Raw genomic sequence first — 21,335 nt, 5'->3', positions numbered from 1 at the left:
CGCGCAGGCGGAGGGCTTATTATCAGGCAGGACGCCTTGTTAAGCCGCCGGGGGACAGGACGTTCATCAATAGTTGTCTTCGGGAGTGGGAAATGAAGCCTTTTTTGCGCTGGTGTTTCGTTGCGACAGCTTTAACGCTGGCAGGATGCAGCAACTCTGCCTGGCGTAAGAGCGAAGTCCTCGCAGTGCCATTGCAACCGACTTTGCAGCAGGAAGTCATTCTGGCACGCATGGAACAAATACTTGCCAGTCGGGCTTTAACCGATGACGAACGCGCACAGCTTTTATATGAGCGCGGAGTGTTGTATGATAGTCTCGGTCTGAGGGCACTGGCGCGAAATGATTTTTCACAAGCGCTGGCGATTCGACCTGATATGCCTGAAGTATTCAATTACTTAGGCATTTATTTAACGCAGGCAGGCAATTTTGATGCTGCCTATGAAGCGTTTGATTCTGTACTTGAGCTTGATCCAACTTACAACTACGCGCACTTGAATCGCGGTATCGCATTGTATTACGGCGGTCGTGATAAGTTAGCGCAAGATGATCTGCTGGCGTTTTATCAAGACGATCCTAATGATCCTTTCCGCAGCCTGTGGCTTTACATCGTTGAGCAGAAGCTCGATGAGAAGCAGGCCAAAGAAGCACTGAAACAGCGCTTCGAGAAATCGGACAAGGAACAGTGGGGATGGAACATTGTCGAGTTCTACCTGGGCAACATTAGCGAAGCAACGCTGATGGAACGCCTCAAGGCGGACGCAACGGATAACACCTCGCTCGCTGAGCATCTCAGTGAAACCAACTTCTATTTAGGTAAGTACTACCTAAGTCTGGGGGATATGGACAGCGCTACGGCACTGTTCAAATTAGCGGTTGCTAACAACGTACATAACTTCGTTGAGCACCGTTATGCATTGTTGGAATTATCGCTCTTGGGCCAGGAGCAAGACGACCTGGCAGAATCGGACCAGCAATAGCTGACGACATAAACATCAGCCCGTAATCTTTTGATTGCCATCACCTTCACTGGTGAGGGCGTTGTTGTTCGTCAATACACCTAATTTGAGCCGGTTCACACTTTTCAATGAAAATTGCTAATCATTTTCACGATGAGCTAAGTAGACTGGCCGCCATTAATATCGAGGCACTTGTACTACATGGCTGAATTCGAAACCACTTTTGCAGATCTGGGCCTGAAGGCTCCTATCCTTGAAGCCCTTAACGATCTGGGTTACGAAAAACCATCTCCGATCCAGGCTGAGTGTATCCCACACCTGCTTTCTGGTCGTGACGTGCTGGGCATGGCCCAGACTGGTAGCGGTAAAACCGCAGCATTCTCGCTGCCGCTGCTGAACAACATTGATCCGGACCTGCGCGCGCCGCAGATCCTCGTCCTGGCTCCAACCCGTGAACTGGCTGTTCAGGTTGCTGAAGCCATGACGGAATTCTCTAAACATATGCGCGGCGTAAACGTGGTAGCCCTGTACGGCGGCCAGCGTTATGACGTGCAGTTACGCGCCCTGCGCCAGGGTCCACAGATTGTTGTCGGTACGCCGGGTCGTCTGCTGGATCACCTGAAGCGCGGTACCCTGGACCTCTCTAAACTGAGCGGTCTGGTACTGGACGAAGCCGATGAAATGCTGCGTATGGGCTTCATCGAAGACGTAGAAACCATCATGGCGCAGATCCCGGAAGGTCATCAGACCGCTCTGTTCTCTGCAACTATGCCAGAAGCGATCCGTCGCATTACCCGCCGCTTCATGAAAGAGCCGCAGGAAGTGCGTATTCAGTCCAGCGTGACCACTCGCCCGGACATCAGCCAGAGCTACTGGTCTGTGTACGGCATGCGCAAAAACGAAGCGCTGGTACGTTTCCTGGAAGCAGAAGATTTTGATGCGGCGATCATCTTCGTTCGTACCAAAAACGCGACCCTGGAAGTGGCTGAAGCCCTGGAGCGTAGCGGCTACAACAGCGCAGCGCTGAACGGCGACATGAACCAGGCCCTGCGTGAGCAGACTCTGGAGCGTCTGAAAGACGGTCGTCTGGATATCCTGATTGCAACCGACGTGGCAGCACGTGGCCTGGACGTTGAGCGTATCAGCCTGGTTGTTAACTACGACATCCCGATGGACTCCGAGTCTTACGTTCACCGTATCGGCCGTACCGGTCGTGCGGGTCGCGCGGGTCGTGCGCTGCTGTTCGTTGAGAACCGCGAGCGTCGTCTGCTGCGTAACATTGAACGCACCATGAAGCTGACCATTCCAGAAGCCGAGCTGCCAAACGCAGAACTGCTGGGCAAACGCCGTCTGGAAAAATTCGCTGCGAAAGTACAGCAGCAGCTGGAAAGCAGCGATCTGGATCAGTACCGTGCGCTGCTGTCCCAGATCCAGCCTGTCGCTGAAGGCGAAGAGCTGGACATGGAAACCCTGGCCGCAGCACTGCTGAAAATGGCGCAGGGCGAACGTAGCCTGATCGTGCCACCTGATGCGCCGATGCGTCCTAAGCGTGAGTTCCGTGACCGTGACGATCGTTTCGAACGTCGTGGCGACCGTAACGACCGTGGTCCACGCGGTGACCGTCCAGAGCGTGGTGGTGAAGACCGTCCACGTCGCGAGCGTCGTGACGCTGGCGAAATGGAACTGTATCGCATTGAAGTGGGCCGTGATGATGGTGTTGAAGTTCGTCACATCGTTGGCGCGATCGCTAACGAAGGCGATATCAGCAGCCGTTACATCGGTAACATCAAGCTGTTCGGTTCCCACTCCACCATCGAGCTGCCAAAAGGCATGCCGGGCGAAGTACTGCAACACTTTACTCGCACCCGTATCCTGAACAAGCCGATGAACATGCAGCTGCTGGGCGATGCACAGCCACGTCCTGACCGTGGCGGCGAACGTCGTGGCGGTGGTCGCGGTTTCGGTGGCGAGCGTCGTGAAGGCGGTCGCAGCGAAGGACGCGGTGGTGAAGGCCGTCGTTTCTCCGGTGAGCGCCGCGAAAACCGTGGTCCACGCCGTGAAGAAGGCGCCAGCCGTCGTCGTTTCGGTGACGCGTAAGCCTTTCGCTTCTAACGTAAAGTAAAATATACAGCCCCGATAGTTGCTATCGGGGCTTTTTTTATTCCTTTTGTACTCTTGTACTGGTACAGTGCAACACACTAAAATGCAGAACCACATTTTTCACTGGAGATAAGGCCGCATGGCAACACTAACCACCACCCAAACGTCACCTTCGCTGCTTGGCGGCGTGGTGATCATCGGCGGAACCATCATTGGTGCCGGGATGTTTTCCCTGCCTGTGGTCATGTCCGGTGCGTGGTTCTTCTGGTCGCTGGCGGCGCTGGTTTTCACCTGGTTCTGCATGCTCCATTCCGGGCTGATGATCCTTGAAGCAAACCTGAACTACCGCATTGGCTCCAGCTTCGACACCATCACCCGGGATCTGTTGGGCAAAGGCTGGAACCTGGTGAACGGGCTGTCCATCGCGTTTGTACTCTATATCCTGACCTACGCGTACATTTCAGCGAGCGGGTCGATTCTGCATCACACCTTCTCAGAGATGTCGCTGAACGTTCCGGCGCGTCTGGCGGGTCTCTGCTTCGCGCTGGGCGTGGCGTTTATCGTCTGGATGAGCACCAAAGCGGTCAGCCGCATGACGGCGATCGTGCTGGGCGCAAAGGTCATCACCTTCTTTCTGACCTTCGGCAGCCTGCTGGGGCACGTCACGCCAGCCACGTTGTTTAACGTTGCGGAAGTGAACACCTCCTACACGCCGTACCTGCTGATGACGCTGCCATTCTGTCTGGCGTCGTTCGGCTACCACGGCAACGTACCGAGCCTGATGAAATACTACGGCAAGGATCCGCGCACCATCGTGAAATGCCTGGTTTACGGCACGTTGCTGGCGCTGGGGCTGTATGTGATCTGGCTGCTGGGGACGATGGGTAACATCCCGCGTCCGGAATTTATCGGCATTGCGCAGAAGGGCGGTAACATTGATGTGCTGGTACAGGCGCTGAGCGGCGTGCTGAACAGCCGCAGTCTGGATCTGCTTCTGGTGGTCTTCTCGAACTTTGCGGTGGCGAGCTCATTCCTCGGCGTGACGCTGGGCCTGTTTGACTACCTGGCGGATCTGTTTGGTTTTGATGACTCTGCTATGGGGCGCTTCAAAACCGCGCTGTTGACCTTCCTGCCGCCGATTGTGGGCGGCCTGCTGTGGCCGAACGGTTTCCTGTACGCCATCGGCTATGCGGGACTGGCGGCCACCATCTGGGCGGCGATTGTACCGGCGCTGCTGGCGCGCAAATCACGTAAGCGCTTCGGCAGCCCGAAATTCCGCGTCTGGGGCGGAAAACCGATGATTGCGCTGATTCTGGTATTTGGTATCGGCAATGCGGTGGTCCACGTGCTGTCGAGTTTTAATCTGTTGCCGGTATATCAGTAAAACGTGCGGTCTGAACCCCTCACCCCGGCCCTCTCCCCATGGGAGAGGGAGAAAAGAATGTAGGCCCGGTAAGCGAAGCGCCACCGGGCAAAGCAAAAAACTACCCCACCAACTCCTCTTTCACCTGCATCGCCAAATCAAACGAATGCAGACGCGCCTGGTGATCGAAAATCTGGCCGTTAACCATAATCTCATCCGCCTGGGTTTCACGCAGCACCGCCTCCAGCCCGTGACGCACTTTCGCCTTATCACCCACCAGCGACATACTCAGAGCCTGCTGCACGCCATACTGCTCGGAGGCCGACCACAGCTGATGCATATTCTCTACCGGCGGTGGAAGCTGGCCCGTCTCACCGCGACGCAGCTTCACAAACGCCTGCTGCATAGAGGTAAACAGGAATTCCGCGTCGCGGTTGCTGTCGGCGGCAATGATATTGATACACACCATCGCATACGGCTTCTCCAGACGTTCAGACGGTTGGAAGTGCGTACGATAAAGATGCAGTGCCTGATGCAGCATATCCGGTGCGAAGTGGGAAGCGAACGCGAACGGCAGCCCCAGCTGAGCGGCGAGCTGCGCGCTGTACAGGCTTGAGCCTAACAGCCATACCGGGATCTTTTCCCCGTACCCCGGCACAGGACGCACGTGCGGGTTCGGATCCCGCGCGTCAAACCAGTCCACCAGCTCGGCCACATCGCGCGGGAAGTTATCGATATCGCCGCTCATATGGCGACGCAGGGCGCGCATGGTCGGCTGGTCGCTGCCCGGCGCGCGGCCAAGCCCTAGATCAATACGGCCCGGATAAAGGGTATTCAGCGTCCCGAACTGCTCGGCAATCACCAGCGGGGCGTGGTTCGGCAGCATCACACCGCCGGAGCCCAGGTGCAGAGTGGTGGTATTCGCCGCCAGATAGCCAATCAGCACCGAGGTGGCGGCGCTGGCGATGCCCACCATATTGTGGTGCTCCGCCAGCCAGTAGCGGTGATAGCCGCGCTTTTCGGCAAGCTGAGCAAGATCGAGAGAGTGCGTGAAGGCTTCTCTGGCCGAGGAGCCTTGTGGAATCGGCGCCAGATCCAGCACCGAAAACGGAATGGTTTTGTCAGTCATAACAGCTCACTTTGTCGACGGTCAATCTTTAATACTGCATTAAAAAATGATAACCGTTGTTAACAAAGTGAGCCTTTTTTACGCCTGCAATTCCAGCCCGGCGAGACGTCTCCAGTAACCGTTGCAGTCGCTGTTTGCCGTCAACGGCAGCGGTGAGGCGCCGTTTTCGTTGGCGCGGAAGGCGTCCAGCATCGCGAAAACGCCGGTATCAAGCGGCGAAAGACGCACCATATCCACCAGCCCGTGCATTGACGCCAGTTCGTTGCCGAGGTTATAGACGTAACCGCTCATGGTCTGAATGCCGTTGAGGACAAACACCTGCTGGTTCTCCTGCGACAGCATACTGCGGCCGTTCGGGTACTTAATGCAGCAGGTTTCGCACTCGTCTTTCGGGCGATCTTCGGAACGTGCGGTGAAGCAGCGGGCAGAGTAGGCCAGCGGCAGATGCCCATAGCTCAGGACTTCCACTTCAAACTTGTTGCGAATGCCCAGCTCTTCGCACTGATTCAGCAGGTTGGCCAGCCAGTCGCGGGAGAGCTCTACTGGCATGCACCAGCGTGTCATCCCCTGTTTGAGCAACAGGCGCAGGGTCACCGCGTTATAGCAGTTCAGCGCATGTCCGGCGACAAACGGCAGCTTACGCTCGGCACACAGGTTTACCACGCCCAGGTCGCTCGCCTCCAGCAGGAACTCACCGTTTTCGACGTAGCGCTTCAGCTCGCCCAGTTCAGAGGACGCCTGCACCAGCGCCAGCGTCGAGAGCACCACCTGCTTGCCGCTGCCGGCCAGGCTTTTCGCCATATCCAGCCAGTCGCCCACTTTGGTGGCGCGGCGCTTGCTGCACACCGCTTCGCCGAGGTAAATCACATCGGCGCTGCTGTTAGCCGCCAGCTGGTAAAAATCTTCCAGCGTCTCTTTTGGCCAGTAGTAAAGCACCGGCCCTAATGAATATTTCATGATTATCTCACTGCCATTTACGGTGATACGCGCCGAGCGTGGTTTGGGTGCCTTCGGACATCGCGCCGAGCGTCTCCATCCATGCTGGCTGCGGGGCGTAGTTTTGCGGATCCGCCATGCAGCGGTCGATGGCCTGACGCCACACCTTCGCCACCTGGCTCACGTAGGCCGGGCTGCGCTGGCGGCCTTCGATTTTCACCGAGGCAATATTGGCGGCCAGCAGTTCCGGCAGCAATTCCAGCGTGTTGAGGCTGGTGGGCTCCTCCAGCGCGTGGTAGCGCTCGCCGTCCACCAGATAACGGCCTTTGCACAGCGTCGGGTAGCCCGCGTTTTCACCGTCCTGATAGCGGTCAATTAACACGTCATTCAGGCGTGACTCCAGTCCCTGCGGCGTTTGCTGCCAGCGAACGAAGCGGGCAGGCGAGCAGGCGCCGACGGTATTTGGCGATTCCCCGGTGAGATAGGAAGAAAGATAGCAGCGGCCTTCGGCCATGATGCACAGGCTGCCGAAGGCAAAAACCTCCAGCGGCACTGGCGTGACGCGCGCCAGTTGCTTAACCTGATGAATAGAGAGCACGCGCGGCAGCACCACGCGGGCTACGTCAAAGTGTCGATGATAAAAACGCACGGCCTCTTCATTGGTGGCCGATGCCTGAACAGAGACGTGGCGCTCAATATGCGGATAACGTTCTGCCGCATACTCAAGCATGGCGAGGTCGGCCAGGATCAGCGCATCGGCGCCCAGCTGGGCCGCCATATCCACGGCGCGCTGCCAGCGGGCATAGCCATCAGGATGGGCAAAGGTATTGATGGCGATGTGCAGTTTGCGCCGGTGCTGGTGAACGAAGTTAACGGCTTCCTGAAGCTTTTTCTCCGTAAAGTTAAGACCCGCAAAATGGCGGGCGTTGGTATCATCTTTCAGCCCGATATAGACCGCATCGGCCCCATTTTCGATGGCCGCCTTAAGCGCCGGAAGGTTTCCGGCAGGGCAGAGCAGCTCCATAATTTATCCCGATGTTGTCGATCGCAGGGATCGTAAAAAATGTTAACGAGCTGGGATTTTAATTAACCCATACGCGACAATTTTTGATTTAAGGCAGCTAATGGCGTATTGATGGCACCAATAATGAGGTATACCGGACAACGGTTTGTTGATTTACGCCGCTATCTTCTTGTCGGGATATGGCAAAATAGCAGGACTATAGCTATCAGGGAGTAAAGCTCGTGCTGGATAAACTGCGTTCACGTCTCGTACAATTTGGTCCATCAATGCTGAGCGTGCCGGTAAAACTGGCGCCGTTCGCGCTTAAACGCCAGGTGCTGGAACAGGTACTGAGCTGGCAGTTCCGCCAGGCGCTACAGGACGGTGAGCTGGAGTTTCTGGAAGGCCGCTGGTTAAAGATTGAAGTGCGCGATATCGGGTTGCGCTGGTTTACTTCCGTTGAGAACGATCGGCTGATCGTCCGTGAAACCGCCGAGGCGGATGTCAGCTTTAGCGCGGATGCCAGCGATCTGCTGATGATCGCCGCGCGCAAACAGGATCCGGACACCCTCTTCTTCCAGCGTCGTCTGGTGATTGAAGGCGACACGGAGCTCGGTCTGTACGTCAAAAATTTAATGGATGCCATTGAGCTGGAGCAGATGCCGAAAGCGCTGCGTATGATGTTGATGCAAATGGCAGATTTCGTTGAGGCCGGGCTAAAAACCCCGCCGGACAGTAAACACACTTCAGTAGGTGAGCCATGCTGATTCGAGTCGAAATTGGGATTGATGCGCCGGGTATCGATGCGTTGTTACGCCGCTCTTTTGCAGGCGACGCCGAAGCCCAACTGGTTCACGATCTTCGCGAAGATGGCCTGATTACGCTGGGCCTGGTTGCCACCGACGATGAAGGGCAGGTGGTCGGCTACGTGGCCTTCAGCCCGGTGATTGTGCAGGGTGAAGAGTTACAGTGGGTCGGCATGGCGCCGCTGGCGGTGGATGAAAACTACCGTGGCCAGGGCCTGGCGCGCCAGCTGGTCTATGAAGGGCTGGATTCACTGAATGAATTTGGCTATGCCGCTGTCGTCGTTCTGGGCGATCCGGCGTTCTACGAACGTTTAGGTTTTAAGCCAGCGTCCAGATACGATCTGCGCTGCCACTGGCCGGGCACGGAAACATCTTTCCTGGTGCATCCTCTGGCGGATGATGCGCTCGACGGCGTTACCGGTCTGGTGGAGTACCACGATCATTTCAATCGTTTTTAAGCAGGCTTTCGCGTAGCGCCTCGAAAGAGCCGTCCCCGTTGACGAGACGCTCTTTCTGGCGCTTCGTCAGCTGCTTGATGCGGTATTCCAGCCTGAGCGCCAGGGATCTGTCGCCCACGGCGGCTGAAAACGCTAACTGAAGTTCACCTTTCCCCCGCAGCGCCTTCGCCCCTTTCCCCGTTTGATGTTGTAAAAAACGCCGTGCCACATCGGTAGTGATCCCGGTGTAGAGTGCGTTATCAGCGGTTCGGACAAGATAGAGAAACCAGCACACGGTAAACAGATTCAGTATGTTAAGGTGAACGCACCATAGCATGAGAGAGAGCGAAAATGGAAACACTGGCCGCCATTAACCGCTGGCTGGCAAAGCAGCATGTCGTGACCTGGTGCGTCTGTAAAGACGAGGAGATGTGGTGCGCAAATGCCTTTTATTACTACGATCCCGAGCGAGTGGCCTTTTACGTGATGAGCGAAGATAAAACGCGGCATGCGCAGATGACGGGCCAGCGGGCAAAAGTGGCGGGCACGGTAAACGGTCAGCCTAAAACCGTTGCGCTGATCCGCGGGGTCCAGTTTAAAGGTGAAATTCGTCGCCTGGAAGGTGAGGAGAGCGACGCGCAACGTAAACGCTATACGCGCCGCTTCCCGGTGGCCGCGGCGCTAAAAGCCCCGGTGTGGGAAATCCGCCTTGATGAGCTGAAATTTACCGACAACACCCTGGGCTTTGGCAAGAAGCTGCACTGGTTACGCGCCGAGCAGGCGTAGCGCTTCACGGTTAAACGCCGGCAGATCGTCCGGTGTACGGCTGGTGATCAGCTGATCGTTATCGTTCACCACTTCCTGATCGTAGAACTCGGCTCCCGCGTTTTTCAGATCGATAACGATCGGCTTCACCGCGGTGAGCTTACGCCCGCGTACCACCTCGGCGCTGATCAGCAACTGCGGACCGTGGCAAATGGCAAATACCGGTTTACCGGTGCCGACGAAGTCACGGGTAAAGGTGACGAAACGCTCGTCTCCGCGCAGGGAATCCGGTGAATGACCGCCCGGTAACAGCAGGGCGTCGAAATCCGACGGGCTGACGTTATCAATGGATTCGTCAATGGTCACGCTGGCTTCGCCCTTATGGCCCTTCACGGTTTTACCCGCTTCTTTCTCGATGGTGACCACCTCGTGGCCCGCCTTGCGGAATGCCTCTGCTGGCGACGTAAATTCTGAATCTTCAAACTCGTCGGTAATCAAGACTGCGATTTTTTTACCCATGCTTCCTCCGTTGTTTTCGCTTCAGACTGTTTTTTTCCCGTTTGTGGTAAATACTTACCGGTAACAGACTTTTAAGTGTGGTAGAGCAGGCCCAGAACGCAAACGGACAATTCTGTAAAGGGGATAAGATGAGTCAGGTACTGATTACCGGCGCAACCGGGCTGGTGGGTGGACATCTGCTGCGGCTGCTGATCCAGGATCGGCATATCAATTATATCGCCGCCCCGACGCGTCGCCCGCTGTTGGATATCACCGGCGTCTATAACCCGCACGATCCACAGCTCACCGACGCGCTGGCGCAGGTGCAGGATCCCATTGATATCGCCTTTTGCTGCCTTGGTACCACCCGACGGGAAGCGGGCAGTAAAGAAGCTTTTGTCCATGCGGATTACACACTAGTGGTGGATACCGCCCTGACGGCGAAAAAGCTGGGCGCAAAACATTTCCTGGTAGTCAGCGCGCACGGCGCGAACGCAGGCTCGCCGTTTTTTTACAACCAGGTGAAGGGCAAAATGGAAGAGGCGTTAATCGCGCAGAAATGGGAGCGCCTGACCATCGCGCGGCCTTCCATGCTGATGGGGCACCGTGACGAACGTCGTTTTAACGAGTCATTTTTCGCTCCGCTGTTTCGTATCCTGCCGGGTAACTGGAAGTCCATCGAGGCGCGGGATGTCGCGCTGGCGATGCTAAAAGAGGCGCTGGCTCCGTCGCAGGAGGGGGTTAATATTATCCCTTCGGCAAAACTGCGTGAAATCGCGCAGGGCGAGGCGTAAACTTCCCCGGCTTATTAAATAACACCTTCCGGGGAATGGTATGACTGGTCAGTCTTCATCTCAGGCGGCAACACCTGTTCAGTGGTGGAAGCCCGCACTCTTCTTTCTCGTGGTCATCATTGGCCTCTGGTATGTGAAATGGCAGCCGTACTACGGTAAAGCCTTCACCGCCGCCGACACCCACAGCATCGGTAAATCGATTCTCGCGCAGGCCGATTCCAGCCCGCTACGCGCGGCGTGGGATTACGCCATGGTCTATTTTCTTGCCGTCTGGAAAGCGGCGGTATTGGGCGTATTGCTGGGCTCGCTGATTCAGGTACTTATCCCGCGTAACTGGCTGGTGAAAACCCTGGGACAGCCGCGCTTGCAGGGCACGCTGCTGGGGACGATTTTCTCCCTGCCGGGCATGATGTGCTCCTGCTGCGCCGCACCGGTGGCGGCGGGTATGCGCCGACAGCGCGTGTCGATGGGCGGCGCGCTTGCCTTCTGGATGGGTAACCCCCTGCTGAACCCGGCAACGCTGGTATTTATGGGCTTCGTTCTCGGCTGGCATTTCGCGTTTATCCGTCTGGCGGCTGGCCTGCTGACGGTGGTGCTTGTCGCTACGCTGGTGCAGCACCTGGTGAAAGACAACGAGGCCGGGCCTGCCTCCGTTGAGCTGGACGTCCGCGAGCCGCAGGGCAATTTCTTTGCTCGCTGGGGCAAAGCGCTGTGGCAGCTTTTCTGGAGCACCATTCCGGTCTATATCCTGGCCGTACTGGTGCTGGGGGCGGCGCGCGTCTGGCTGTTCCCGCATGCGGATGGCGCTATCGACAACACGCTGATGTGGGTGATTGCGATGGCGGTGGCCGGGTGCCTGTTTGTGATCCCAACCGCGGCGGAGATCCCGATTATTCAGACCATGATGATGGCTGGTATGGGGACCGCACCGGCGCTGGCGCTGCTCATCACGCTGCCGGCGGTGAGCCTGCCGTCGCTTATCATGCTGCGTAAGTCATTCCCGGCGAAAGCGCTGTGGCTGACTGCGGGGCTGGTGGCGTTGAGCGGAGTTATTGTGGGGAGTATGGCGCTTGTGTGAAAAAAGCCCGGCGGCGCTAGCGCTTACCGGGCCTGTAGTCAGGTGGTAATTACTTAATGTAAGTAAAGGCGGTGGTGACGTGTTTCACGCCGCTCACCCGGCTGGCGATATCCGCCGCCGCTTTCCCTTCACGTTCCGTCACCAGACCCAGCAGGAATACTTCGCCGTTCTCCGTGGTCACTTTCACGTTTGAGGATTTCACCTGGTCGGTACCCAGCAGCTGGGAACGCACTTTGGTGGTGATCCAGGTATCAGATGACGCGGTGCCGAGACCAATCGGCTGGCCCTGGCGGATCTCGTTAAACACTTCCGCCGTGCCTTCCACACCCATCGCGATCTGTTTGGCGCGCGAGGCGAGTTCAGGATTTGGCGCCTGGCCTGCCAGCAGCACTTTGCCCTGATAAGCCGTCACGTTGATGCGTGCTTCCTTCTTGATCTGCTCGTCTTTCGACAGCGCACTGTTTACGCGCAGCTCAAGCGTACCGTCATCCACCTGCGTCCCAACGGTGCGCGGATCGGTCGCTGCTTTGGTGCCGACCGCTGCGGTGCCGACTACAGCGGCAGCGATGCATCCCTGAAGCAGTAATGCAGACATCACGACTGCAAGGGCCGATAAAACCTTCATGAGAACTCCTTAATCATCCTGGTGAGGGAAAAGCGTGTTATCGATCAGATCGCATAAGCAGTTCACCGTGAGCATATGCATCTCCTGGATGCGGGCGCTACGGTGCGAAGGAATGCGGATCTCCACATCCTGCGGCCCCAGCAGGCCAGCCAGCTCACCGCCGTCGTAACCGGTCAGGGCGACAATCGTCATATCCCGGGTCACTGCCGCTTCAACCGCTTTAACGATATCCCGGCTGTTACCGCGCGTGGAGATCGCCAGCAGCACGTCTCCGGCATGGCCTAAGGCGCGCACCTGCTTGGCGTAGATTTCGTCATGCAGACGATCGTTGGCAATCGCAGTTAAGACCACGTTATCGGTGTTTAGTGCAATGGCAGGTAAACTCGGGCGCTCGGTTTCGAAGCGATTGATCATGCTGGCAGCAAAATGCTGTGCGTTGGCGGCGGACGTGCCATTGCCACAACAGAGGATTTTGTTGCCGTTGAGCAGCGACTGAACCAGCGTCATCGCTGCACGCGAGATCGCGTCCGGAAGGGCTTCCGCCGCGGCAATCTGCGTTTGAATGCTTTCTGTGAAGCACACTTTAATTCGTTCGAGCACGGTATCCCTTTAAAATCTTATTTATGCGTCTTCGCCAAACGCGTTTTTAAGCCAGTCGATCGCATTTCCGGTGAAGGCTACCACATCGAAACGGCAATCCACAGTATCAAAACTCCCATTATGGCGGGCAAGCCACAAGTGGGCAGTCTGTAATAATTTTTGTTGTTTGGCGAGCGTCACGCTGGCGGCAGCACCGCCAAAACGGGACGACTGTCGGAAGCGAACTTCAACAAACACGATGGTCTGACCGTCTTTCATGATCAGGTCAATCTCGCCGCCGCGCCCGCGAACGTTGGCGGCGACAAAGCGCAGTCCTTTGCCTTCAAGCCAGCGACGCGCCTTTAACTCCCACGCGTCGCCGGTCTGTTTACGGCTTAACTGGCCGGGACAATCTGCCCCTGCTGGTATTTGAGCCATGATAACTTCCTGTTAATCACACAATCCTGATCGGCGGTCAGATCGCCGGTATTCCCGTTAAGCTCGAAGCCCGGTACCTGACGCATCTGGGTGAAGTGGTTTGCCAGCGCCCAGGCATCGACGCCCATCGCGTACAGACGCGCCAGGGAATAGTCATTGCGCACCGCGCCCAGCGCCTGCTGCATCAACTGCGGGTTGCTGCCTGCCAGCATGGGGATCTCGCTGTATTGCAGTCCTTCCATTTCCAGACGGAAATCCGGGCCTGCGGTACCCTGTGCGCTGCGTGAGCTGGCGTAGAGCGTTGCACCGCTCTGGCTGCCGTTACGCATGGCGATCATCGGTTTGATAAAGGCGATCTCTTCCGGCGTAGCGACGATGTACGCCGAATCCACTTTACCGCCGCCGCTGATTTGCGCGTCGGTAGGTGGTGCCGGGATCGTCAGACCGCCGATGGTGACGCTCTGCTGCTGCGGCAGGCTGGCGGATACCGGGCTACCGTTGAGGGCAATACCTGCCCCGCCGTTCACGCCCGCTCTCAGTTCGGAAGCTGAGCCAAATTTCTGCTGCAACACCACGCCACCGCCAAGGGTCTGCCACTCTTGCGCAAACGCGTTGGCAACGCGATCGCCCAGCGTGCTGCGTGGGATCAGCAGCAGCGGCGCCTGCTTGCCCTGCTCGTGAATATGGCGGGCCGCATCGCGGGCTTCATCCTCCGGAGAGAGGGCGAAGTAACAGATATTGGCGCGGTTCTGAACCTGCTCAGGCTGGTTAAGCGCCAGCACGTTCAGCGTGGTGTTGCTCTTCATCAGCGCTTCCACGTTGTTTTTCAACAGCGGGCCGACAACGATGCTGGCCCCGTCCTGCTGAACCTGCGCCAGCACCTGGTCAAGCGGCTGGGCGCTGGTGTCGTAGATTTTCAACTCTGCACCAGGGTTAGCGCTGGTGGTGACCACAGCCTGCGGCTGGGCTGATGGCTGCTGTTCCGGCTGCGCGGTTTGCGGCTGAGGTTGTTCTGCCGTCGCGGGCGCCGGTGTTTCAGCCGGGGCCTGTGTTGCCGCAGGCGCTGGGGTAGCAGGCTGCGTCGTTGGGGCAGTAACCGGATTCTGCATGGTGCCCTGCGCAGGGGTTTGCGCGGTGGTCAGGTCGCTGGTTTCGGCGGCGGACGGGCTGACAACGTCATTCACATTCGCCGCCTGTGCAGCCTGCGCCGGAACCGCGCTGCCGCTGACGGCGGTGGTGCCGTTTTTCGCGGCTTCAAAACCTTGCTGAATGGCGCGACCAAACACCGCAGCCTGACCGTTTAACGGCAGCAGCAGGGCAATTTTGCTGGTGGAGGCGGGCTTAAAGTTTTGCACGTTCACCAGCTGCGTTGGCAGCATTTTCGCTCCCGGGTTTTGCGGGTAACGCTTTTGCCAGTCGGTAATGCCGGCTTTCAGCATGTTCGGATCGCTGCGGTTGTTGAACCACATCTGTTGCAGATCCAGCCAGCCTTGCAGGACATTTTCATCGGCGTTGATTACCAGCGCCTTGGCCTGATCCTGGGTCATGGAGGCGAGCGCCTGCCAGGTTGCGTCAATATTTTTTTGCTTGTCCGCACCCGCGAGCAGAGGCTCCTGGGCAATCAGCGCGCGGAGTAGCGTCAGGGAAGGGCGACCCTGCTCAGCGGTGATACCGGCCTGCCAGAAACGGGCCTGCTGGTTTTTATCCAGCGTGCTGAGATCGATGGTGCCGAGGATCTTCTTCGCGCCGTCGTAATCTTTTTGCGCGACCTTCAGTTCTGCCGACAGCAGCGTCTGCTCATGGCGCTGAGTGTCGTTAAGATCCTGCGGCAGCTGGCTGAACAGCTCGGCGGCCTGCTGGGTTTTCCCTTCTTTCAGCAGTGCACGAATGGCGAGTAATTGCCAGTTGATCCTGGTATCATTTGTACTCTGCGACATTTGTTGCAGATAAAAGCCAGAATCAGCCTGAGCGGATCCCTGCATATGAGCAGTGCTCTGGTCAGGTGCCTGGGTGCCGCAGCCGGTAAAGATCAGGGCTGCCAGCAGGAGGGGCACGCTGTGCGCGGCTTTTTTTCGAAGAAACGTTAACGGTACCATACTGTATCCAGTGATTTTTTTACGCAATGCTCAATATTAAATCGGCAATACGGACGAAACAATGAAACAACACGAAACGGCAGATAATTCTCAAGGCCAGCTTTATATTGTACCTACTCCTATCGGGAATTTGTCTGATATTACCCAACGTGCGCTCACCGTATTGCAAGCTGTTGATTTAATTGCGGCTGAAGACACCCGTCATACCGGTTTACTGCTACAACACTTTGCCATCAACGCCCGTTTGTTTGCCCTGCACGATCACAATGAGCAACAAAAAGCCGAAACGCTGGTGGCGAAGCTTAAAGAAGGGCAGAACATCGCGCTGGTCTCCGATGCGGGAACGCCGCTGATCAACGATCCGGGCTACCATCTGGTACGCACCTGCCGGGAAGCAGGCATCCGCGTTGTGCCGCTGCCGGGGCCGTGCGCGGCGATTGCGGCGTTAAGCGCTGCGGGTCTGCCGTCCGATCGTTTCTGCTACGAAGGTTTCCTGCCAGCTAAATCCAAAGGTCGCCGCGATGTATTAAAGGATCTGGAAGCCGAACCGCGTACGTTGATCTTCTACGAATCCACTCACCGTCTGCTGGAAAGCCTGGAGGATATGGTGACCGTCTGGGGCGAAGGGCGCTACGTGGTGCTGGCGCGCGAGCTGACCAAAACGTGGGAAACCATTCACGGTGCGCCGGTCGGCGAACTGCTGGCGTGGGTGAAAGAAGACGAAAACCGCCGCAAGGGCGAAATGGTGCTGATTGTCGAAGGGCACAAAGCGCAGGAAGACGCTCTGCCTGCCGATGCGCTGCGTACGCTGGCCCTGCTACAGGCTGAACTTCCTCTGAAAAAAGCGGCGGCGCTGGCGGCGGAGATCCACGGCGTGAAGAAAAATGCGCTGTATAAATATGCGCTGGAGCAGCAGGGGGAGTAAGACCCTGCCGCCTGTTTTGCCGGGTGGCGGCTTCGCCTTACCCGGCCTACACCGTGTCAAAGCCTCACTATTTCTCCGGCATCGCCTCAAACACCAGCGTTTCCAGCGGTTGCAGCGTAATCACCACAGCGTTTTTATACTCCTCTGGTACGGTCGAATTACTGCCGTACACGGCTTTCAGGGTAAACTGCGAACGCTCTCCTGCCGGGATCTCAAAATCTTTGGTTAAATCCAGGAAGTAACGTTGCGGCTTATCCGATGGGTTGCGTAAGCCAAAAATCGCTTTGTCTTTACTCCATGAGGCCCAGCCGTAAACCTCAAGCGAAGTTGGGTCACCGCCAATCCAGTGAGTATCCACCAGCACGCTGGCATTCTCACGCGACCATTTCGCCGCCTGCGCCAGGGTATCCCACTTCGCCTTATTCAGCATGGACGGCGTAATGTACAGCTCCTGAAGCTGAGTTCCGGTTGCGAAGTAGCTCCAGACCTGATCGGCAAAATCGCTGTCTGTTTGCACTTTCTCGAGTCCATAGTAAGCGTTCTCTGCGCTGACGATCCCGTGGTACATCAGTGAGTTCAGCGGGAACAGCGGACCTTTACGCACGATGGATCGCCAGGTTTCGGCATCGCGGTAGGTCATCCACTGCTGCACTGGCGTGCCGGGGCCGTACAGGTTGATATCATCGCCCTGACGCCAGATTGAATCAGCATAGAACAGCCAGGACGGGCTGGCGTCGGTGCCGGTGGTCAGGTTGATAAACAGGTTCGGGTTTGCGCTGCGCATGTTGTGCAGCAGGGCAATGGACGCGTCAAAATCCGATGCAAATGGGCTGCCCTTGATATGCGAATTGGCATTACCCATTCCGTCGAGCTTGAACGAGGTAATGTGCTCGTTTTTGATCAGCTTGATGATCTGATCGTTAAAGTTTTTAAAGTAGTTCGGCCCCGACAGCGCCAGCTTGCCGTCTACGGTTTCGAAACCATACTCTTTTGCATGCGAGACGCGAATATCGCGCGGCTTGTTGTAACCGCCCCACGGTGAAAGCCACAGCCCAACCGAGCTATGCAGGCTGTCGGCTTTTTCCCTGACTTTGCCAAAACCGTTGCTGAATGCCGGGCCAAACAGCCAGCGTCCGGTGCGATCGTCCCAGCCATCGTCCAGCAGGAACGCGTCCAGCGCCACCCCGCGTCCGGCAATAAATTCTTTATTCCATTCGTCCATCCGCCCAATGACATCCTGCTCGGAGTAAGGGGTAAAGAAGCCGATGTCCATCCAGCTGTTGTAGTGCAGGTAAGGCTTATAAGGCCGTGGACGCACGGCATCGATAAACTGGTTTACGCTGCGGCGCAGCTGATTAGTTTCCGGGAAAGTGCCGAACCAGGTGGTAAAACTAACCGGTGTCTCAGGCAGAATTGGCGTTTTCAGCTCCACGTTGAGGTTCGTGGTGGCTTCATAAGCGTAAGTATTCACAATCGGTTTGTCTGGCAGGATGAAGAACGAGTCGGCCACGATTGGCGAGCTGTTAATCGCCCCGTCAACGTAAGGTGCCTGAGACTGCTTCTTCGTCGGGAAGAAGGTAATTTTCGCTACGTCCCGGGGCTGCCCGACGGCGGCGATGGTGTAGCCGATGCTGGCGTATTTTCCCTTCACCAGGTTCAGTTTCACCGTTACGTTAAAATCCGGATGCGTAAAGTCGATGACTATCGCATTGTCCTGCTTTTCGACGTACTTGATTTTGAAATCAGCGGTGTGGATTTTTGTTTCATCCGGTAGCGTCAGAAAGAACAACTCCTGGGGCGTGAGCGGATGGTTAGCTTTGCTGTCCGTTACCACTACCGTTGCGTTTGCATCATCAAACAAAAGGGCAATATTGTCGTTACTGAGCGCGTAGTTTGCTGCCGCCGCACCATGAGAAACACAGAGAGTCAGCAGCGAGAGAGTGAGCATTTTTTTCATCGGGGTAAGATCCTTATCAGTAATGCTTCAGCATTCGGTTGATGGACTGTTCCAGCCAGTAGCGCTGGGTGCCGAAGTTAATACGCAGGTAGTTTTCGCCGTTTTGTACGTAGTGGCTGCCATCTTCAATGACCACGCCAGCCTGTTTTGCGAAATGTTGAGTTAGCGCCGTCGCACTGCGATCGTCCGCACTGACGTCTATCCAGGCGAGATACGACGACTCCGGGTTCATCATCTTCCATGCAGGGAAATGGGTCTGGATGGCATCCGCAAGGTAGCGGGCATTGCCGCGCAGATAACCATTCAGCGCGTCGAGCCATGGCAGACCTTGCTGATAAGCCAGAATAATTCCCCACACGCCGAAGATATTGGGCGAGGTAATGGAGTTCTTCTCCAGCTGCTGGCGGAAACGCTGGCGCAGCGAATCGTCTGGAATCATTGAGTAGGATGTTTTTAGCCCGCCAAGGTTGAAGGCTTTATTGGGGGAGGTCAGCACAATCAGGTTGTCCTGGGCGGCACAGCCTGAAGTCAGACAACTGACGAATGTACCGTCCAGAATGTGCTCGGCGTGAACCTCATCAACCACCAGAATCGTGCCGTAGCGCTTACAGAGATCGGACACCTGACGTATCTCATCCGCGCGCCAGATTCGGCCCGAAGGGTTATGCGGCGAGCAGAAGAACCACAGTTTTGGACGGTGAGTTTTGAGCTGAACTTCAATCAGATTAAAATCCAGCTGATAGCGGTTTTCCTTCACGCTCAGCGGATTTGCAAGCACCCGCACGCCCTGTCGCTGTGTCGCCATCGCAAACGGGTCATACACTGGGGTATTCATCATCACGCAGTCCCCGGGTTTGCAGAACGCCTGAACCGTATAGTGCAGCGTGGAAACGGTGCCGTAGGTCAGGGTGATCCATGACTTATGCACCTCAACCTGATGACGGGTGCGCTGGAAGGCGATGACCGCATCGTAGAATTCGTCGAAGCACCAGGTGTAACCGAAGGTGCCATGCTCCACGATGCGCTGGAAGCCTTCAATCACGGCGGGTGGCGAGGTGAAATCCATATCTGCTATCCACAGCGGGATAAATCCCTCCGGGACATCACCGAAACGCGAGCACACAAACGCATGATCCCATTTACGGCATTTATCGCTTTTACGCTCAATGATTCTGTCGAAATCAAACACAACGTCCCCCTGTTAAATTAAGGCTTCAATGCCGGATTTGACGCTCTGCACCTGCGGGCCGATGATCACCTGAACGCTGTGGGCATCAAGCACCACTACTGACAAGGCGCCCGCGGCCTTCAGCGCCTGCTGGTCGATAAGCCCCATATCTTTTACCACCAGACGTAAGCGGGTGATGCAGTTGTCGAGCGACTCAATATTCTCTTTACCGCCAAGCGCGCGAAGAATAAGCCCATGATCGTATTTCGATTTTCCACGTGCCCGGGTATTGGCTTCCACCGCCTGGAGCGCACCCTTCGCGTCAACCTCACGGCCCGGCGTTTTAATATCGTGCCTGAGGATGTACCAGCGGAAGACGAAGAAGTAGATAGCAAACCAGGCAATACCCACCGGGAACAGCAGATACCATTTGGTCGACATCCCCTGCATGACGCCGAAGATCAGCAGATCCAGAATGCCGCCGTCGGTGTTGCCGATGGTGACGCCGAGCAGCGCCATCACCATCAGCGCCAGGCCAGACATAACGATATGAAACGCGTAAAGCACAGGGGCAATAAACAGGAACAGGAACTCAATCGGCTCTGAAATACCCGTGACAACTGAAACCAGCACGCCTGAAAGCAGCAGCCCTTTAATCACCGGACGGTTTTCCGGGCGCGCGGTGCGGTAGATAGCGTAAGCCACGGCAGGCAGGCCGAAGATAAAGGTCGGCATAAACCCTTGCGATAAAAATGCCGTAACGTGCGGGCTAAACGGCAGGCCAGCTTTCAGCTCGGCGTAGAAAATGTTCAGCGCACCGGCCACTTCCTGGCCGTTAACCATCTCAATGCCACCCGCCGGGGTGAAGCGCACCATCGCCAGCAGGATGTGGTGCAGGCCAAAAGGTTTGAGCAGCAGTACGCCCACGCCATACAGGAACGGCCCAAAGACGCTGGTGCTCTGGATGATATGACCAATCCCGGCAATGCCCATTGCCACATATTCCCACAGCAGGGGGATAAACAAGCCGACCAGCGACAGGGTGAGGGCGGTAATGATGGGCACAAAACGAATGCCGCTAAAGAAGGCAAACGCGTCGTGCAGCACCGTGTCCTGGAAGCGTTCGTGCAGGAAGTAGGTGATCACCCCTACCACAATGCCGCCGAGCACGCCCATCTCCAGCGTTTGAATGCCAAGCACAATGGATTGTCCCACCTGTCTCATGGTGGCGGCATCCGCAAGCTGGTGGGTGGCGGTCAGGTAGTAGTTGATGCTCATGTTCATCAGCATGTAGCCAACGAATCCGGCAAAAGCGCCAACCGCTTTATTACGTCTGGCAAGGCCCATCGGGATCGCCATGGCAAACATCAGCGGCAGATAGGTAAAAGCAAAGCCGCCGACCATGGCGATAAAACCAAAGGTGAGCTGCGTTAACTCGCCGCCCAGAAAGGGAAAACTTTTGATGGTGGAAGGGCTGGTGACAGAACTACCGATACCTAACAACAACCCCATAAAGGCCAACAGTGAGACCGGGAACATAAACGTCTTTCCCAGGCTCTGGAAAAACTCCCACGCTTTCGATTTAAACGACTTTTCCTGTGTCATGTAGGGACTCCTCGGTTTTTTAGGATAATGGAAGGCGCTGTCCGGCTTAAGGACGCGCCTTCATATTTGCGAGGCTT

22 protein-coding genes are annotated in these 21,335 nt (G+C 56.6%); 10 read left to right on the top strand and 12 right to left on the bottom strand.

From position 1 onward, the window contains the following. Positions 1-92 precede the first annotated feature (92 nt). The 4 genes from nlpI (at position 93) to mtr (ending at position 4,440) form a co-directional block, all read left to right on the top strand. The gene (gene nlpI, locus ACQG1Y_RS20730) at positions 93-977 is read left to right on the top strand and encodes a lipoprotein NlpI (RefSeq protein WP_003861782.1); all 885 of its coding nucleotides are present in this window, start codon (positions 93-95) and stop codon (positions 975-977) included. A gap of 107 nt (positions 978-1,084) precedes the next feature. Then, positions 1,085-1,165, top strand: a complete 81-nt coding sequence (gene yrbN / locus ACQG1Y_RS20725) for a protein YrbN (RefSeq protein WP_097397692.1) — start codon at positions 1,085-1,087, stop codon at positions 1,163-1,165. Next, positions 1,158-3,053, top strand: coding sequence for a DEAD/DEAH family ATP-dependent RNA helicase (locus ACQG1Y_RS20720; RefSeq protein WP_003861780.1), 1,896 nt, complete (start codon positions 1,158-1,160; stop codon positions 3,051-3,053). Before yrbN ends, ACQG1Y_RS20720 begins: the two co-directional genes overlap by 8 nt. 142 nt (positions 3,054-3,195) lie before the next feature. Further along, entirely contained in the window at positions 3,196-4,440 is a 1,245-nt protein-coding gene (mtr, locus tag ACQG1Y_RS20715) for a tryptophan permease (protein ID WP_006812114.1), read from the top strand. A 100-nt stretch (positions 4,441-4,540) separates the two neighbouring features. On the opposite strand, the gene ACQG1Y_RS20710 is transcribed toward mtr, so the two are convergent. The 3 genes from ACQG1Y_RS20710 to ubiU form a co-directional block, all read right to left on the bottom strand. After that, on the bottom strand, positions 4,541-5,548 hold the full coding sequence (locus ACQG1Y_RS20710) for a luciferase-like monooxygenase (RefSeq protein ID WP_032672051.1): 1,008 nt from the start codon (positions 5,546-5,548) through the stop codon (positions 4,541-4,543). Between the two features lie 78 nt (positions 5,549-5,626). Then, the gene (locus ACQG1Y_RS20705; RefSeq protein WP_063138921.1) at positions 5,627-6,505 is read right to left on the bottom strand and encodes a U32 family peptidase; all 879 of its coding nucleotides are present in this window, start codon (positions 6,503-6,505) and stop codon (positions 5,627-5,629) included. A 7-nt stretch (positions 6,506-6,512) separates the two neighbouring features. After that, the gene (gene ubiU / locus ACQG1Y_RS20700; RefSeq protein WP_045329228.1) at positions 6,513-7,508 is read right to left on the bottom strand and encodes a ubiquinone anaerobic biosynthesis protein UbiU; all 996 of its coding nucleotides are present in this window, start codon (positions 7,506-7,508) and stop codon (positions 6,513-6,515) included. 221 nt (positions 7,509-7,729) lie between these two features. On the opposite strand from ubiU, the gene ubiT reads away from it, so the two are divergent. Beyond that, positions 7,730-8,254, top strand: coding sequence for a ubiquinone anaerobic biosynthesis accessory factor UbiT (gene ubiT / locus ACQG1Y_RS20695; protein ID WP_003861771.1), 525 nt, complete (start codon positions 7,730-7,732; stop codon positions 8,252-8,254). Continuing rightward, complete coding sequence (locus tag ACQG1Y_RS20690; protein WP_015571968.1) at positions 8,248-8,751, top strand: GNAT family N-acetyltransferase; 504 nt, start codon at positions 8,248-8,250, stop codon at positions 8,749-8,751. Before ubiT ends, ACQG1Y_RS20690 begins: the two co-directional genes overlap by 7 nt. Here the strand turns inward: ACQG1Y_RS20690 and ACQG1Y_RS20685 are convergent. Further along, a complete protein-coding gene (locus tag ACQG1Y_RS20685; RefSeq protein ID WP_003861768.1) occupies positions 8,738-9,067 on the bottom strand; it encodes a GIY-YIG nuclease family protein in 330 nt (109 codons plus the stop codon). The two genes, ACQG1Y_RS20690 and ACQG1Y_RS20685, sit on opposite strands and share 14 nt — an antisense overlap. 14 nt (positions 9,068-9,081) lie before the next feature. Here ACQG1Y_RS20685 and ACQG1Y_RS20680 point away from each other — a divergent pair, with 14 nt between their 5' ends. Continuing rightward, entirely contained in the window at positions 9,082-9,516 is a 435-nt protein-coding gene (locus ACQG1Y_RS20680) for a YhbP family protein (RefSeq protein ID WP_015571966.1), read from the top strand. On the opposite strand, the gene ACQG1Y_RS20675 is transcribed toward ACQG1Y_RS20680, so the two are convergent. After that, positions 9,496-10,014 (bottom strand): type 1 glutamine amidotransferase domain-containing protein, encoded by a 519-nt coding sequence (locus ACQG1Y_RS20675; protein ID WP_015571965.1) that lies wholly within the window; start codon positions 10,012-10,014, stop codon positions 9,496-9,498. The genes ACQG1Y_RS20680 and ACQG1Y_RS20675 overlap by 21 nt on opposite strands. A 128-nt stretch (positions 10,015-10,142) precedes the next feature. Between ACQG1Y_RS20675 and ACQG1Y_RS20670 the strand changes: the two genes are divergently transcribed. Both ACQG1Y_RS20670 and ACQG1Y_RS20665 read left to right on the top strand, forming a co-directional pair. Next, complete coding sequence (locus ACQG1Y_RS20670) at positions 10,143-10,787, top strand: NAD(P)H-binding protein (RefSeq protein ID WP_023304489.1); 645 nt, start codon at positions 10,143-10,145, stop codon at positions 10,785-10,787. 40 nt (positions 10,788-10,827) lie between these two features. Continuing rightward, a complete protein-coding gene (locus ACQG1Y_RS20665) occupies positions 10,828-11,865 on the top strand; it encodes a permease (protein ID WP_045907597.1) in 1,038 nt (345 codons plus the stop codon). Between the two features lie 49 nt (positions 11,866-11,914). Here the strand turns inward: ACQG1Y_RS20665 and dolP are convergent, their stop codons facing one another. The 4 genes from dolP to ACQG1Y_RS20645 are packed head-to-tail and all read right to left on the bottom strand — an operon-like array spanning position 11,915 to position 15,603. Beyond that, complete coding sequence (dolP, locus tag ACQG1Y_RS20660; RefSeq protein WP_006812102.1) at positions 11,915-12,490, bottom strand: division/outer membrane stress-associated lipid-binding lipoprotein; 576 nt, start codon at positions 12,488-12,490, stop codon at positions 11,915-11,917. A 9-nt stretch (positions 12,491-12,499) separates the two neighbouring features. Beyond that, positions 12,500-13,090 (bottom strand): DnaA initiator-associating protein DiaA, encoded by a 591-nt coding sequence (gene diaA, locus ACQG1Y_RS20655; RefSeq protein WP_003861754.1) that lies wholly within the window; start codon positions 13,088-13,090, stop codon positions 12,500-12,502. Positions 13,091-13,111: 21 nt separating this feature from the next. Beyond that, positions 13,112-13,507 carry a YraN family protein gene (locus ACQG1Y_RS20650; protein WP_017382447.1) on the bottom strand — a complete coding sequence of 132 codons (396 nt, stop codon included), beginning with the start codon at positions 13,505-13,507 and terminating at the stop codon, positions 13,112-13,114. Continuing rightward, positions 13,465-15,603 carry a penicillin-binding protein activator gene (locus ACQG1Y_RS20645; RefSeq protein ID WP_126543306.1) on the bottom strand — a complete coding sequence of 713 codons (2,139 nt, stop codon included), beginning with the start codon at positions 15,601-15,603 and terminating at the stop codon, positions 13,465-13,467. Before ACQG1Y_RS20645 ends, ACQG1Y_RS20650 begins: the two co-directional genes overlap by 43 nt. Positions 15,604-15,664: 61 nt before the next feature. Between ACQG1Y_RS20645 and rsmI the strand changes: the two genes are divergently transcribed. Then, positions 15,665-16,528: a 16S rRNA (cytidine(1402)-2'-O)-methyltransferase gene (gene rsmI / locus ACQG1Y_RS20640; RefSeq protein ID WP_000809144.1), complete on the top strand. Its 864-nt coding sequence runs from the start codon at positions 15,665-15,667 to the stop codon at positions 16,526-16,528. A gap of 67 nt (positions 16,529-16,595) precedes the next feature. Here rsmI and ACQG1Y_RS20635 read toward each other — a convergent pair whose 3' ends face one another. From ACQG1Y_RS20635 to malX, 3 genes are read right to left on the bottom strand one after another with little or no spacing between them, the layout of a single operon-like run. Beyond that, positions 16,596-18,485 carry an enterotoxin gene (locus ACQG1Y_RS20635; protein WP_368740827.1) on the bottom strand — a complete coding sequence of 630 codons (1,890 nt, stop codon included), beginning with the start codon at positions 18,483-18,485 and terminating at the stop codon, positions 16,596-16,598. Between the two features lie 16 nt (positions 18,486-18,501). Further along, entirely contained in the window at positions 18,502-19,674 is a 1,173-nt protein-coding gene (locus ACQG1Y_RS20630) for a MalY/PatB family protein (RefSeq protein ID WP_032672046.1), read from the bottom strand. A 12-nt stretch (positions 19,675-19,686) separates the two neighbouring features. Continuing rightward, positions 19,687-21,258 (bottom strand): maltose/glucose-specific PTS transporter subunit IIBC, encoded by a 1,572-nt coding sequence (gene malX / locus ACQG1Y_RS20625; protein ID WP_414234772.1) that lies wholly within the window; start codon positions 21,256-21,258, stop codon positions 19,687-19,689. Positions 21,259-21,335 lie beyond the last annotated feature (77 nt).

The organism is Enterobacter cloacae complex sp. 397G4, assembly GCF_050031515.1.
Taxonomy (GTDB): Bacteria; Pseudomonadota; Gammaproteobacteria; order Enterobacterales; family Enterobacteriaceae; genus Enterobacter; species Enterobacter hormaechei_C.
This window is presented reverse-complemented; position numbering and strand designations above follow the sequence as displayed.